This window comes from Pseudomonas sp. SDO524_S393 (assembly GCF_054071875.1).
On record NZ_JBSVVZ010000001.1, the window covers coordinates 273,230 to 288,472 of the forward strand.

The 15,243-nt window shown below is 54.3% G+C and carries 12 protein-coding genes and 1 pseudogene; 10 read left to right on the plus strand and 3 right to left on the minus strand.

What is annotated here, in order from left to right; translation table 11 throughout:
- Positions 1-62 precede the first annotated feature (62 nt).
- The 3 genes from ACW9IB_RS01220 (at position 63) to ACW9IB_RS01230 (ending at position 4,892) form a co-directional block, all read left to right on the plus strand.
- A complete protein-coding gene (locus ACW9IB_RS01220) occupies positions 63-974 on the plus strand; it encodes a WYL domain-containing protein (protein WP_457411916.1) in 912 nt (303 codons plus the stop codon).
- Between the two features lie 74 nt (positions 975-1,048).
- Positions 1,049-1,609, plus strand: a complete 561-nt coding sequence (locus ACW9IB_RS01225; RefSeq protein WP_457411917.1) for a hypothetical protein — start codon at positions 1,049-1,051, stop codon at positions 1,607-1,609.
- 316 nt (positions 1,610-1,925) lie between these two features.
- Entirely contained in the window at positions 1,926-4,892 is a 2,967-nt protein-coding gene (locus ACW9IB_RS01230; protein WP_457411919.1) for a DEAD/DEAH box helicase, read from the plus strand.
- Positions 4,893-5,214: 322 nt separating this feature from the next.
- On the opposite strand, the gene ACW9IB_RS01235 is transcribed toward ACW9IB_RS01230, so the two are convergent.
- The gene (locus ACW9IB_RS01235; RefSeq protein ID WP_457411921.1) at positions 5,215-5,418 is read right to left on the minus strand and encodes a hypothetical protein; all 204 of its coding nucleotides are present in this window, start codon (positions 5,416-5,418) and stop codon (positions 5,215-5,217) included.
- A 266-nt stretch (positions 5,419-5,684) separates the two neighbouring features.
- Here ACW9IB_RS01235 and ACW9IB_RS01240 point away from each other — a divergent pair, with 266 nt between their 5' ends.
- Both ACW9IB_RS01240 and ACW9IB_RS01245 read left to right on the plus strand, forming a co-directional pair.
- Complete coding sequence (locus ACW9IB_RS01240; protein ID WP_457411923.1) at positions 5,685-6,242, plus strand: hypothetical protein; 558 nt, start codon at positions 5,685-5,687, stop codon at positions 6,240-6,242.
- Between the two features lie 2 nt (positions 6,243-6,244).
- On the plus strand, positions 6,245-7,075 hold the full coding sequence (locus tag ACW9IB_RS01245) for an ATP F0F1 synthase synthase (RefSeq protein ID WP_457411925.1): 831 nt from the start codon (positions 6,245-6,247) through the stop codon (positions 7,073-7,075).
- A gap of 16 nt (positions 7,076-7,091) precedes the next feature.
- On the opposite strand, the pseudogene ACW9IB_RS01250 reads toward ACW9IB_RS01245, so the two are convergent.
- Both ACW9IB_RS01250 and ACW9IB_RS01255 read right to left on the minus strand, forming a co-directional pair.
- Positions 7,092-7,208: pseudogene (locus ACW9IB_RS01250) on the minus strand (IS3 family transposase); the annotation flags it as partial.
- Entirely contained in the window at positions 7,187-7,357 is a 171-nt protein-coding gene (locus ACW9IB_RS01255; protein ID WP_457411926.1) for a transposase, read from the minus strand. The gene ACW9IB_RS01255 and the pseudogene ACW9IB_RS01250, both read right to left, overlap by 22 nt.
- 131 nt (positions 7,358-7,488) lie before the next feature.
- Here ACW9IB_RS01255 and ACW9IB_RS01260 point away from each other — a divergent pair, with 131 nt between their 5' ends.
- The 5 genes from ACW9IB_RS01260 to ACW9IB_RS01280 all read left to right on the plus strand — a co-directional run bounded on the left by ACW9IB_RS01260 (position 7,489) and on the right by ACW9IB_RS01280 (position 15,235).
- Positions 7,489-8,199 carry a DUF4365 domain-containing protein gene (locus ACW9IB_RS01260; protein WP_457411928.1) on the plus strand — a complete coding sequence of 237 codons (711 nt, stop codon included), beginning with the start codon at positions 7,489-7,491 and terminating at the stop codon, positions 8,197-8,199.
- A 701-nt stretch (positions 8,200-8,900) separates the two neighbouring features.
- Entirely contained in the window at positions 8,901-11,321 is a 2,421-nt protein-coding gene (locus ACW9IB_RS01265) for a tellurite resistance TerB family protein (protein ID WP_457411929.1), read from the plus strand.
- On the plus strand, positions 11,318-12,613 hold the full coding sequence (locus ACW9IB_RS01270; RefSeq protein WP_457411931.1) for an ATP-binding protein: 1,296 nt from the start codon (positions 11,318-11,320) through the stop codon (positions 12,611-12,613). The genes ACW9IB_RS01265 and ACW9IB_RS01270 overlap by 4 nt, the downstream gene beginning before the upstream one ends.
- A 43-nt stretch (positions 12,614-12,656) precedes the next feature.
- Positions 12,657-14,828: a DEAD/DEAH box helicase gene (locus ACW9IB_RS01275; RefSeq protein ID WP_457411960.1), complete on the plus strand. Its 2,172-nt coding sequence runs from the start codon at positions 12,657-12,659 to the stop codon at positions 14,826-14,828.
- Between the two features lie 185 nt (positions 14,829-15,013).
- Entirely contained in the window at positions 15,014-15,235 is a 222-nt protein-coding gene (locus tag ACW9IB_RS01280) for a LysR substrate-binding domain-containing protein (protein ID WP_457411961.1), read from the plus strand.
- Positions 15,236-15,243: the final 8 nt, after the last annotated feature.

Consider the following 15,243-nt stretch of genomic DNA (forward strand, 5'->3'; position numbering starts at 1 on the left):
AAGTTTTAAATTTGGTCATCATTTTGATGACAATGCTCGCAGTCTATTGATGATCGTGTAGTATGGCAACTGTCATCACTACCGAATTTTCAGCGCGCATGATTCACGACCTAAGCCAGCCGCAAAGAGACCGCCTAGCCTTCATCGACCTTCGCTTGCGGCTGCTAGGCGAGCTTCGGCGCCAGCACCTGATTGATCGGTTTGAGATCCAGGCTGCCGCGGCGACGCGAGATATCGCCCTGTACAAAGAGCTGGCCGGGGACAACATCGACTACGACACGAGCAGCAAAACCTACGTCGCGAGCGAAACCTTCAAGGCCCTTTTCGACACACCCACGGCGTTGGCCATTAGCTGGCTGATGACGGGATTGGGGGATGGGGAGCCGCGCCAGCAGGCCCCCGGCATACCGATTGATTTCCCCGACCAGCTGTCGTGGCCAAAGATCGACATTCTCAGCGTGGTCACGCAAGCGATTAACAAGCCCTGCCCGGTTTTGATCAACTATGAATCGCTCAATGGCTCGAGCACGCGGGTCATCTCACCCTTTGCCCTGATTGACAACGGTCTGCGCTGGCACGTACGGGGGAACGATAGAAAGACCGGTCAGTTCAGGGACTTTGTGCTGACACGCATCAGCAAGGCCGAGCTTTTACCGGATGCACCTGTCTTGGATCACGAACGCGGCGACCAAGACATCGAGTGGGTGCATATCGTAGAGATCATCCTGGTACCTCACCCCGATCAGCCCAGGCCGGAGGTCACTGTCTTGGACTACGGCATGGTCAACGGCTATCTGAAAGTGAATCTCAGGGCCGCAACCGTCGGCTATACCCTCCGAAAGTGGAGCGTCGACTGTTCGCCAGACCACAGCCTGAGAGGCCACGAGCACCGTCTGTGGATGAAGAATTGGCGGGTGTTGTATGGCGTAAGGAACGCCGTGCTGGCCCCAGGCTTCAAAAAGCCTGAGGACTGACAACGTCAATGCAACCGCCATCACAACGCTTCTCCTGTCTGAGCTTAAACCTGAAAAAGTTCGGATGATGGGGATTGCAGCGGGCCGCCGTAAAAAAACTGAGCCTCAGTGAAGTCATTTTGTCCGAACGCGTTGTGTACTACGAAGGGGCTGCAGCACTCGCCGGTGGCAAGGTTGCAGCGCGACCGGAGTTGCCGCGACCTGGGCTTTCCATCCAGCAAGACCTCAATGCTTACTTCGCGACCGGCTCCCTACCCGATCGCCTGCTAGAGCATGCGAACAGACTCGGTTTTGCAATGCCGACAGAGTCCAATGCAGGCGAAGTTGCTGCCAGGTTGATGGTGTCACCAGCGACCATTGCTTCCGGCGAACTACTGATTCGAGATCGGAAACTCTTCGAAGGATTCCAGGGTCTTCACGGCAAAGCTATTGTCGCAGAGGTGGAGGCTTACGGAGTATTCGACGCTTGTGACAGGCAGAACGTGCTTGTCTTGGTCGTTCGCGACATCAGCGATTACGGGGACACGACCAAGGACATGAAGCCGCAGCCATTGTGCCCCTTGATTACGCCACTTATGGATGGAGCCGAAGACTGGCTCAGTAAATTGGAGGGCAGCACGAGGCTCGCTGCGTAGGATACAAACACTCCCTCGACAGAGGAGGCATGAGCTTGCTTGCCTGATCACCGCATCAAACCCAGAGTGGCACCGCCATGAGGGAGTCCGTTTGCGGAACAAAGAGCGCCGGCGACTGCAGTAGCAACACCTATACTAATTGCAACGAACGGGCCGCGCTCAGGGGAGCCATTGAGAGTTACTCGGGTCCCAGCACCTCATTCTCCTGCTGAAGCAAGCAGAAGCCAGGGGATGCTGAAAGAAACTTGCACCTTCACCACTTGTATAAAGCCCGTCGCATATTAGGATTGGTTAGAAATATCCAAGGACGGTCGAAATGGCTGAATTTTTCGTAGAGCAGGCGGGATCACTAAAGCTTTTTCAGCAAGCTGACGCACCTAATAGCGGCTTTCGGCCGGGCCAGCTTGGCGCAATTCATGCCACATTGGCCCATTTCTCTGTGCAAGACGACCCCGCGATCATCTGCCTGCCCACTGGCTATGGAAAGACATCATTGATGATGTCGCTACCGCTTCTACTTGGAGCAACCCGGATCCTCGTCGTCGAGCCATCAAGTGCTCTGCGCAAACAGGTGCACTCGCATTTTTCCACCCTTTCAACACTCAGGCGCATCGGTGCGCTACCTGAAGACGGGCCGCTACCTTCCGCTCACTTGCATTCGGGGCGGCCGATAACACCCGAGGCTTGGGAACAGTTGCGGGAGTTCGACGTCGTGATCTCAACCCCCGGTAGTTCTTCGCCAATGATTGCCCCGGGCGCTGCGCCCGACCTCTTTGACGTGATAATTTTCGATGAAGCTCACCATGCGCCGGCGGACTCCTGGGCAGCGTATCTTGATCACTACTCGACCGCTCGATTTATATTCTTGACAGCAACACCCTTCCGGCGCGATGACCGCGTTATTCCGGGCAAGCTAGTCTACCGATATCCTGTGATGAGAGCCGTATCTGAAGGGGCGTTCAACCCTATCGTCTTCCGGGAGGCCCCAATAGATAACGAGCTTGATGATGAGCATGTTGATCGGGTGATTGCCCAAACTGCAGTGGCACAGCTCGAAGAAGATATTGCTAACGGTTTTGATCATAGGCTTTTCGTACGCGCCTCGACCATATCTTCCGCGCAAGCGCTCGTCCCGATCTACGAGCAATTGGGCGTTTCCGTCGCCGCCATAAGCAGCCGACTGACCAAACGACAACAGGACTTAATTGAAGCCAAGCTCATTTCTGGTGAATTGAAGGCCATCATCTGCGTAGACATGTTTGGCGAAGGCTATGACTTCCCAAAACTCAAGGTCGCCGCGTTGCACGCACCCCACAAATCACTGGTACCCACAATCCAGTTCATCGGCAGGTTCGCTAGGATCGACAACGCCACGGGACGCCCAACCCTCATTGCACCGGCATTCAGAGTGCGTGAGGCGACCGCGACTCTGCTCAGAGAGGGAGTCGATCTGGCTCAGATGATTGATGATGCCGCGCTTGCTGAGATCCAGGGCGCAGTTGAAGCCCAAGAATTCATCGAAAGCTTGCCGGTGCGTCGGATGACTGAATCTGACTATGAATCCGTGTCTGCGTTGTCCTTCAATTTGTACGCGCACGTCCGAGGGTTTCACTGCAGTCGCAGGCCGGATTTCGACTTGCTGGGAGAAAAGGTCGGTCGAGTGCTTCGGATTGTGAAGCAGTGGGGAACGCCAGATGGCAATCTGTCTCTCGTATTGACAGCAGATGAAGCACCTCCGAACTGGTCGACCTCAAACACGCTCACTGATATTCGGCACGAGGCCTTCTTGCTGATGTATTTTCCTGAATCGAGCTACTGCTTCATCGGCTCAACCCTCAGGACAGAGAAGCTGTACCTGACCATCATGGATATCGTTTGCCGTGCCGGCAGCCGAGGGTTGAGCTATGAAGAAACGAGCCGAGCGAGGGCCGGACTGGAGGGGATGAGATTTTTTGCTGTTGGCTTGCAGAACACGACCTTCAATTCGCAAGTCGAAACTTATCGAACCCTAACTGGCCCTCAAGCCGAGCGCGCGGTCACTGCCGGTGACAGCCGCGCTTACGCTCAGGGTCACTACTTCGGGAGTGGCATGAACGGCCAGGTGCGTGAAACCATCGGAGCCAGTAGCAGCTCTAGAATCTGGAGCAATCAGCGCCTATCCGTTCCTGACTTCTTTGCCTGGGTGCAGACGCTTCATGGGCGCATCGTAGGAGATGCTGCGTTTAGCCAAACACACCTCGACTTGGTCAGAACCACTACGACTCTTCGGGAGCTACCAGAAGCGGTGATGGCAGCCAACTGGTCGCGGCAAGGCCTCACTCGCAATCCTCGTATTCACTTCAGGGCTACGCAGGAACAAGAATTACAAACCTCCAGGCTTGTGGAGTGGGATATCCAGGACTTTGAGTGCGATCCACAAGCCGGGCACTTGGATTTTTCGATCGTTCATGCTGAGGGGCAGATCCGTATGCGCCTGAGTCTTGAGGGTGGCCAACTGATTCGCTGCCTGGAACCAGATGCCACAATGACGATCGAGTCTAGCCAGGATGGCTGGATGCCATTGGCCGATTGGCTTAGTGAGTACCCTCCTATTTTCTATGCAACAGATAAGTCTTCGTTTGAAGGGCTAAACAAAATCGCTGCCCCTCTTCTCAGATCCCTCGCACTTGCTCCAGGTGATGCGGAGTCAATCGATTGGACAGGTTGCGCGATCGAGGTGGAGTTCCTGCCGAACAATCAGGAGCCTCGCACACTGGCGCGACGTGCAGAGCTCGATGGCCAAGCAACTGTGCAGGAGCACTTGGAGCAATACCTTCTGACGCTTCCAGATCTCCGGTGTTTGTATTACGACCATCGCTCAGGCGAGGCCGCCGACTACATCTGCGTTACTGTCAATGCAGCCCATGAAGTGAACGTAACCCTCTATCACTGTAAAGGTGCAGGAGGGCCAGCTAATGGCGGGCGAGTTGGTGATGTGTATGAGGTTGCGGGACAGCTGGTAAAGTCAGCTTACTTCTGCAACGTCGCGACCTTGCTGCATCATATGGAAGATCGCATGCATCGCAGACACACATCTCCTTCGTACTTTGTCAGCGGGGACAGGGATGAAACCTACGAGTTGCTGCGGTCAACACCTGCAACAGCTCTTACCTTCACGGTGGTAGGCGTTCAACCTGGTATTCGGCGCACCATGGTTGATGAGCGCATGAGCGATTTGATGGCGTTCTGCATAGGCTACGCACGTCAGGGGTCGGCAAAAGCTTACTGGCTAGTGAGTGAGTAACTGCAGCGGGTGCTGGAAGATGCGATGTGTCGAGGTTTCGCACCGCTAGGCTTGAGGGTGAACTAAAATTCTACTTGGCACTACCACAGATCGGCGCCCAGCCATTGCATTGCAATGGCCGGCGGATACCAGGAGGCCTCGAGAATTTGCCAAATGCACTCAATGGATCGCTGCCCTCCCCGATTCATCGCTGGTTGCTCGACGCATTTATTCAGTAACCCAGCACCTGATGTCAATCCGATCGTAAATGGCCCAGCATGGTCGAGCCCATCCAATTGATTACACGCTCAAGGACATATGAGCAACGCCCATGAGCGTACAGTCAGATAGATGAATGGTTCTGCTGCGTTGAATTGATGACGATGACTTTTGTGAGCCTACCCTCACTCAGATTCAGGGTGTGCGTTCGAGCATGCTGCTCAAGCTTGGCCAGGGTCAGAGGCGTACCATTGACCCGAATCTGGAATCCGGGGTCATGGATGAACTGTGCTGCAAGCACCGCGACGATCTCCTTCACATCCGGCATCTTGCGGGTACCTGATTGATTTACTCAGCTGAATCCGCGACAAGCACGCGGACGTGCTCACCTTCCCGTGCGTCTTCAATCTGGTAGGCCTGCGCGCCCGGAACCTATCATCTCAACGCACGTGTCCGCTCATGCAGGGCATCTCGGGCTTAGATAAAGGGTGTAAAAAAGCTAATTGACAGTCATAGGCCAGAACTGGCGAGCCCCGACGCTTCTTGGTAGCATCCTGCCATCAGAGGATGAAAATGATTACGGATGATTTTTGAGTGGACGTCAATACGCTATTCAGATTACTGCTGACCTTCAACGCGACGTCCCTGCTGGTGATTGTGTATCTGGTTCAGCGTGAAATCACGTTTGGTGGGTTTATCGCAGATCCGAGCTTGCCCGGGTTGAAAACTGCCATTAGTGGACTCTCCTATGCCCTGTATCTTGCCGTTCCTATCGTACTGACAGGCCTCAGCTTAAGACTATGCAGACGACTGGGAGGTGACACCTTTCAATCTGGGCAGGTTGTGAGCATTGAGCATGCGAATAATAGCTTTTTGCCAAGCTATTTGGGTTATTTCTTCGTGGCGCTCAGCATCAATAGCTTTCAGACTCTAGTGTTTGTGTATTTGATACTATTTATCTTCACATACCGATCGCAAGCGCTGTATTTCAATCCTCTATTCTTGCTATACGGATATGAGTTTTACAACGTGAGCACCTCGTCTCATGTCACGCTTTTCTTGATTAGCAAGGAAAACTTTCGGACTCCTAAGGAGGTCGTGATTGACAAGGTGTACCGCATTAATGACTACACTCTAATCGATAGAGGCTGAAAATGGACTTTGTCCTCGCTAAAATCAAACGTCTCCAAAAGAATGCCATCGTAAAGGTTCTTTCGGACAGTAAACTTTATGCAGAAATCGTTATCGACGCGGCAGCCTGCGTACCTTATGAGCCTGACCATAATCTGGATGAAGACTCCTGGTTTGTGATTCCTGGTTTTTCAGGGCAGCCGTTCTGCATCGATTTTCTGAAAGAGCCGTTCGACAGCAAAAATCATGTCGAACTCAAGAAAAGCCAGTTTGATAAAATCACATGGCTGTGTAGTGTCCAGAATGACTCCTTCTACTTTCAAAAAGTGACACCGTCCCTGCTAGTGTCCCGAAAAAGCATCACTTTCGGAGAGGTCGCGGAGCTAGACGACGGGCAGTTGCGAATTGTGATTAACGCAACGCCGGACGCTATTTACCTGCCCAAAACAGATTCGCTGGTTTTCAAGAGTCTGGCCACGATCTCTAGCATTTTTAAAGGGATCGGCCAGCTGTTCAAAGAAGCAACTCATGAGGAAGTGGAAAAATTCCTTGATGAGCCCTTTATTGAGCTTGCAAACAATTTTGAGGCGGCACGTGTGTCTACACCGAACAGGAAGCGCATTGGATTGGCGATGGCGACCCTTGCAGCGCTTCCGTCTAGCCAGCGAGCTGCGATGGTCAGCTACATCGACGACTACTGCGCCGGCCACCTTGATTTCGACAAAGCCAAAGGCGTCTTCGATATTGGCAGCGATCATCAGTTAAAGCTGCTGATCTACGGCATCGAGCAACGCTTTTATACAACGCTTTTCGGAAATGAGAGGCGCCTGGCAAACTCTGTACAACTGATGTAGGTGAGGTGTAGTGGTCACTAATCCCGGACACGACGTTAAGTTTTTCCTCGGCCCGCGCTGGTGCCAACCCCTCGTTGAATTGGTGAGGCCGAATCCAGTTGTAGCGATGCATCAAAAAATGGCTGATCTCGCGCAGTTCGATAGCCCTCCAATGCCGAGTGAACGGCTGGCTTCGATGTAGCTGCAGTTTTGTTTGAGCACGAGGTCGGCGGCCTCGCGCTTGAATTCAGGAGTAAAGGAGCGCCGTTGTTTGGCTATCTGACACCTCGATCTGGCGAGCACTCTCGCCTAAATGGGTGTCCGGTTTCATTAGACCACTACAGACACAATCGACTGAGAAAAATAAGGTGCTTGCTTCCTTTCATCATCTCGCTATGCTCGTTGAGCTTAACTGACCACCTCAAGGGAACAAAATGCATTACTCCGATAATCAGCAAATCGGTGACATGGGCGAGTTAATTGTAAAGAAGGGATTCATAAAGCTTTTCAAATGGCCGTGCCGTGGCCAGGAAATTGATTTAGGGATAGACGCTGAATTCGAGGTAATGCTCGAGGACAACTCCTCCTCAGGAAAAATCGTCAAAGTTCAAATAAAATCCACTGACACTCCTTTCAAAGATGGGACAAACACCATATACCCAGATCGAGAGCACATTGAATATTGGAAAAAAATAACAACACCAGTAATATTATGCGCAGTAAATGTAGAAAGCGAAGAAATCCTTTGGAAAGTCATAGATGCAGACTTCAACTATGACACGCCCAAAGGAGCAAAAATAGAACTAGATCGCACCACCGACAGACTAACCAAAGCTTCAAAATTAAAGCTCGAAAAGATCGCCGCTGATGGCAACAACGTCCTCGCCTCTCTAGCCAAAACCACAATGAACTCACTTCAAAGTTTTATAGACAGTTCGGGGGTCGCATGGTTATCAATAGACAGTCCAAAATCTTTAGAACAGCATGCCGCTAATGAAGAGGCCATTTTACTTATTCATAGAATGATTGCATTAAGCAATGGCCGACTCCCCGCATCATTCTCAAAAACCGCAGAAACCTTGAATCGTCTTTGGAATCAGATAGACATGTCACTTGATAGGCAAAAAAAGGAAGACCTTTACTAACTTTTGAGTATGCGAAAGCAAGCGGAGCGCGCAGGCCGACCCGGTCGAAGGCGTGCAGGATGAAAGCCCACAGGGCCGAGACCCGCGATGCGGGCTCGGTTCACGACAGCTTGTAGCGCATTTCCGAAATGATGAAAGCTCTGGGCGCGGTTCGGCGGCGCGGTGGTGGCGATCCGATAGCTGAGTCATTGGGAATGCCCGGTCTAAATGGCTGTACCAAACGGCTCGCTCGGTTGCCACCATCGGCCAGTATCAATCCCCCCAACGCGAATGCATGCCCATCTACCGCAGCATCCTCACCGCTGGAGTAGCGGCAAGAGGTAGGATCGACCAGACGAGCGGGAAGCCTAGTCCATGAACATGAATCGATGAACAAGCACATTCATTTAAAGTGTGTTGAACCAAGTGCAATTGGCTTGAGAGCGGCTTATGAACATCTGACATCGCCCACTTGTTAAATATTATATTATGTCAGAGATGCTCGTCATGCCTCGACCACCAAAAACTCTACTTTGCCTTAACTGACCATACACGCTCGAATCAACCCGTTACGCTCCATCCCTTCTCACAGTTCAACCATCTTCGCGGTTAAGCCAATCAGTATTTTTACCCCAACGCTCCCTTCGTCTATTCCGCTTGGCCCGCCTCGTAAAATCCGTGAGAATGTCATCTGGCCATTACCAACTGTTTGGAATACTCATATGCCACGGAAGCGCAAAGGGAGCGACGGCGGACCGATCGCTCTGTACGCCTTGTTATTCGTTGTTGCCCTTTTGGCACAGGTTCCAAAGCAAGTGTGGATCGCCCTTGGAGTCATCGTGGGCGTAAGTGTTTTGGTATGGGGCGTCAGACGCGCCACCCGGGCAAAACCCTACGTCCCTGAAGATAAAACTGTTGTCAAGGTCGCCGCGGCATCTCGACAGGCAACCTCCCCTAGCCTAACCGTCCAGTTCAGCGCCAATGCCCGCGAGCGAGACTTCCATACCGTCCAAGTCGGTTCGTCCAGAGATATTCAGAGCTACGCCATCCCGAAGCCAAGCGCTAAGCCCACAGAGATGCGTTGGCTTTCTAAAGGTGAGTCCATCAACGTGGCTGGGCTGGCCATTCCTGGCGGAATGCTCTACATCACCGAACGAGCAACACAGTTCGGTCAATCTGAACCGTCCTTGATTGATGCTACGCTTCGGGTCGCGCGCTCATCTATGAGTCTTACCGAGCGGCAGATGCCTTATTGGCCAAGCTACCGAAACATCACGCCCGAGGCGCGGCGAGCGTACCTGCAATGGTTGGCAGGAGGTCGTCGCCAGCCTGCTGATGCGGGTTACGTGTTCCTGTTTTTCTATGGGCTTGAACGCCGCGCGCTGATCGATGCACCGAGCGACCCTCAGGCCAAGGCAGAAATCCCGACCATCAAGGCCGAGGTCGAGCGTTTACTTGGTCTTTACGGCGATAACAATTCTTTCCGCGGTTACGCTACCCGTTTCCTCGCCCATATCGACGTGGGCGCTGTTCAGCCTCAGAGCTACCTAAGCGATCCCGGCGATAGCCCCGCAGATGGGTATGAGCTGCCCATGTCCCTGCGCGTTGCGCTGGGACAGATGGCCGTGGACAAGTATCCGCTTAATCCGAGCTGGGCATTGGCCTGGGCTCTTGCAGAGCCCAACATCTCCAGGCGTACACCTGTGACGCGGTGTCCCGAGCAATTCGCAGCGCTCTTCAAACACGAATTCGCGAAGCGCTATCCCAACGGCATTGTGCTTCCCCAGAACAAGACCAAGCTGAAGGTCGCCTATCGACCCGCTTCTGCCGGATTGAACACTCCGGCAGTGGCCGTAGGTGACCTCCCCGATGTCGCGGCAACCTCAGGAACACGTAACAAGCTGCAGGTTATTGTCGAAGAATGCACCACCGTTCTCGACGCTTACAGTCGGTACCTGGGACGCAACCCAGGCGCTGGAGATAGCCTGGAAGCCATCTTGCAGTTGCCAACAGAACTCTGGCCTGCTGAAGCAAAAGCAGAACTCGAACAGTTGGAACAACGCGTCGGCGGTGAAGCCATCTGCATGAGTTTCGCGGAGCTGGCAAGCCGTTTCAAATCCGCCGGCGCGCTTTCCCGCGACAAAGTTGTGGCACTCGCCCTGGCCTTGGAAAGCAAACGAATCGGATTGGAGCCCGATGTACTTTCTGGCAGCCGTACGCCCAAGGCAGAAGACACAATCGCGTTGTTCGCCGCGGACTCTGATGAAGGCACTCTTCGGTCGACCGATGCTTACAGCGCTGCAGCAGTGACTTTAGATCTTGCCAGTGCAGTGGCTGCGGCAGACGGTGACACCTCGCTAGAAGAGGTGAGTCTGCTGTCAGGCCACATTGACTCATGGGATCACCTCTGCGTCGCGCATCGAAAACGCTTGAAAGCGCACCTCCAGATTCAACTGAAGCAACCGCCGACACTGGCAAGCCTCAAGAAGAAGCTTGAGCCGCTGACGATCGAGGCCAAGCGAAAAATTGCAAGCTTCCTGGCCCACCTGGCACAAGCGGATGGCGAGGTGACGCCACAGGAAGTTAAGCTCCTTGAGCGCGTATACAAGTCGCTCGCCCTCGATCCGCAGCTCGTCTACAGCGACCTCCACAGTGTAGCTGTTCATCCCTCCCGTGGAGTGGAAGCATTGACTGCGAATTCCGCGCTGACCACTGCGACACAGACATCAGAAAGCACTGGTTCTGGCTTTGCACTGGACATGGAGAAGGTCGCTCGCTTGCAGCAAGAAACGGCAGAAGTGTCGGCGCTCCTGGCCAGCGTCTTCAATGAAGAGTCGCTGACTGAGACGCCTAGCGCTCTGGAGCCCGAAGCCCCCCAACGGCAGGAAAAAAGTACCGCCGAACAGCTTGCTACCGTTCATGGTTTGGACGTAGAGCACTCTGCGTTCCTCCGTCTGTTGGTTTCACGGCCTGAGTGGAGTCGTGCCGAGCTGGAAGACGCAGCCAGTGACATGGAACTGATGCTGGATGGCGCCTTGGAGCGGATCAACGACACAGCCTTTGAGCTGTTCGACATGCCCGTGACTGAAGGTGATGATCCCATCGAAATCAACCCCGAAATTCTGGATGAATTAGCCCTATGAGTAAGATACGAGCCAAGGATCGCGACGCGGTCATTCAATCGCTGCGTGCGGGCGTAGTGCCCCGTGTTGGGCAGCATCTCATCCAGGTAGGTCGAGCGGGTGAACTCGATTCGCTGCTCAAAGATGTGGATCGTCTCGCGGATGGCGGCTCGGCTTTTCGCGTCGTCGTTGGCGAGTACGGCGCGGGCAAAACCTTCTTCCTAAATCTGGTGCGCGGCATCGCCATGGAGCGCAAGCTCGTTACCATGCACGCCGATTTGAATCCAGACCGCCGGCTTCACGCATCAGGTGGGCAAGCGCGCTCACTTTACTCGGAGCTGGCCAAAAACATGGCCACTCGTACCAAGCCTGAAGGCGGCGCACTCCAGGGTATCGTCGAGAAATTCATCTCCCAGGCTAAAACGGAAGCCAAGACCAAGGGGGTCGAGAGCGAGGCGGTCATTCGTGAGTACCTGGCGGAGCTCACTGAGATGGTCAACGGGTATGATTTTGCCGATGTCATTTCTGCCTACTGCCGCGGCTTCGAGGAAGGTAACGAACAGCTCAAGGCTGACGCTATCCGTTGGCTACGTGGGGAATTTTCCACCAAGACTGACGCGCGCGCTGCACTGGGCGTGCGGACAATCGTCGATGATGCTTCTGTCTACGACCAGTTGAAATTGCTGTCACGGTTCGTACGCCTGGCTGGCTTCGGCGGCTTGATGGTCTGCCTGGATGAACTGGTCAACCTGTACAAACTGGCAAACACCCAGGCCCGGAATGCCAATTACGAACAGATTCTGCGCATCCTCAACGATTCGTTGCAGGGTTCCGCTGAAGGTCTGGGTTTTGTATTGGGCGGCACACCAGAGTTTCTGATGGATACTCGTCGGGGACTCTACAGCTACCCTGCCCTGCAATCGCGTCTCGCGGAAAACAGCTTTGCGAAGTCTGGCATGGTCGATCTTTCTGGGCCTGTCATTCGTCTCAGCAGCCTGACACCTGAAGACTTCTACGTGTTGCTGCAGAAGCTGCGCAACGTATACGCCTACGGTGAGCCTGAGAAGTTTTTGCTGCCGGATGAAGCCATCCCCGCTTTTATGGCGCACTGTAATCAGCGGTTGGGCGAGGCATATTTCCGCACGCCGCGCACGACCATTACAGCATTCATCAACCTGCTCGCGGTGATCGAGCAAAACCCTACCGCGGATTGGCGAACGTTGCTGGGCGCTGTTGAGCTGGCCAAGGATGAGGCCGGGCAGCAAGATCTTGAAGTTGAGGCCGACGATGAGCTCGCCAGCTTCAAGCTCTGACTCTTCTTCATTCGAGCGTCTACACCCGGAGGTTCAGCAATGGATCTGGTCACAGGGGTGGACGTCTTTACGTGATGCCCAGGAGTGGGCTGTACCGGCGTTGGTGGGCGCTGATCGCGATGTGATCATTGCAGCGTCCACAGCGGCAGGCAAAACGGAGGCCGCCTTCCTCCCCATCCTGACCAACCTCCTCAACGACCGCGAGCCCGTCGGCGCAGTGCTGTATATCAGCCCACTCAAGGCACTGATCAATGACCAATGGGACAGGCTCAGCAGGCTGTGCGAGCGGCTAGAGCTGCCCGTCGTTGCCTGGCATGGTGATGTTGCAGCAAGCAAAAAACAACGGTTCCTGAAGTCGCCTGAGGGCATCTTGCTGATCACGCCGGAGTCCCTCGAAGCCCTTTTCGTAAACAGGGGCTCGAGTTTGCCTGGGGCTTTTCAGAATCTGCGCTACATCGTCATCGATGAACTTCATGCCTTCATTGGCAGTGAGCGCGGGAAGCAACTGCAATCGCTCATGCAGCGGGTTGAGATCGTCGTAGGCAGGGCTCTGCCTCGCGTAGGACTTTCCGCGACGCTTGGGGAGATGTCGCTGGCCCGAAAGTTCCTGAGGCCGGTTCGCCCTGATGACATCGTCATCGTCGAGTCGAAATCCTCTGGCCAGGAACTCCAAGTGCAGGTACGCGGCTACCTTGAACAGCCGATGCAACAGATGGTGGCTGAATACCCTGGAAAATCTTCAACAGATGAAGGTGACGAGCAGGAGGAGACCTCTGGCACCAAGGTGGCAATTGCAGGCCACCTTTACAAGGTATTGAGAGGGCACAACAACCTGATCTTCCCCAACAGGCGCCAAGAGGTTGAATGGTTTGCCGACCGTTTGCGCTCGCTATGCGAGAACGATGGAGTGCCAAACGAGTTCTGGCCGCACCACGGTAGCTTGTCCAAGGAGCTGCGCCAGGATGCCGAGCGCGCGTTGAAGGCGGGAAATCCTCCAGCGTCTGCCGTGTGCACTACCACCTTGGAGCTGGGTATCGACATCGGTAACATCAGGACGGTCGCGCAGATCGGCTCCCCACCCTCTGTGGCGAGTCTCAGGCAACGGCTTGGCCGCTCAGGCCGTCGACCCGGTGAGCCTGCCATGCTTAGGGCGTACTGCCGAGAGCGCCCCTTAACGGATCAGTCTGACCTCTCCGATCAGTTACGTGAAGGCCTTGTCCAAACGGTCGCCATGATCCGCTTGCTGATCAGTGGATGGTTTGAACCGCCTCGGTCGGGAGGCTTGCACGCCTCGACACTGGTGCAGCAGTGCTTGTCGTCGATTGCTCAGCTCGGCGGTGCCTCTGCGGCGCAATTATGGGGAAATCTCATAGCAAGTGGCAGTTTTGCGAGCGTCACCAAGCCTGACTTCCTATCTTTGCTCAAAGATATGGGTGAGAAGGAGTTGATCGTCCAGGACAGTTCAGGACTTCTGCTACCAGGCGAACTAGGGGAGCAGTTAATCAACCATTATGAGTTCTACACTGCTTTCACGAGCGATGAAGAGTTTCGTTTGCTCAGGGATGGCAAGCCTCTTGGCTCGCTGCCTGTCAGCAAACCACTGACCAAGGGGCAACGTATCATCTTCGGCGGAAGACGCTGGCAGGTTCAGCATGTTGATCTTGAGGCGAAGGTGATCGTGGTCACGCCAGCGCGGGGCGGCGAGCCTCCTCAATTTGAGGGGCTAGGTGCACAGTTGGATGATCGCGTCAGGCTTGAAATGCGAAACGTGCTGATGGAAACAACCCCCTGTCCCTTTCTGGACAAACACGCTCAATCCCTACTGGAGGAGGCTCGGAGTAACTTCCGTGCCCTCGGCCTGAGTGACACGGCGATTGTTGGCTCCGCCAGTGTCAGCCACGTGGCAACCTGGCGGGGGGATTACACCAACGATGCACTGGCTTTGTTACTAAGGCACGTGGGCATTCAGTGTGAAAACACTGGGCTCTTCCTAGAAGTTGCGTTCAGTGAGGAGGACACGTTGCGGGCGCTACGCGTGGTCGGCGAAATGGACATTTCAGATGTAGAACCCATCTTGGAAAACGTCGAAAACATGATCCGAGAAAAATGGGATTGGGCCCTTCCCCGCTCACTCCTGATGAAGTCGTTTGCCTCGAGCCATCTTGATCTCCAGGCTGCAGTCTTAACAGCACGATTTCTTAGCGAGGAAGCGTAGAGCAAGGCGAATACCCATCGTTTCGCCAAGATCAATTATGACGGCACGCCATTGACTTACCTGCCAGTCATCGAACACGTGGCCCCCAGCGCTTGGTGTTGGCGCAATCCCGAGCGATGCACCCTTCACCAGTAGCCGCAGCGTTTGTCAACTGGGTGGCCAAGGCTTGGGAATGAGAGTGGTAGATCGGGACCCCGCTTGCCAGGAATGACGCGTGGTCAGAGGTTTCCGGGTTCATGGTCGAGACGCATCTGAAGTCGGGCGCCCTGATTTGCGTGCTGGAAGACTGGTCATTGGAACCGAACCCGATCTACATCGTGTACTCACCCAATTGTCATCTCAGCGCGCGGGTGCGGGTGTTCGTCGAATGGCTCGTCGAATTGTTCGAGGCGAAAGGATTACGCTGACACCATCG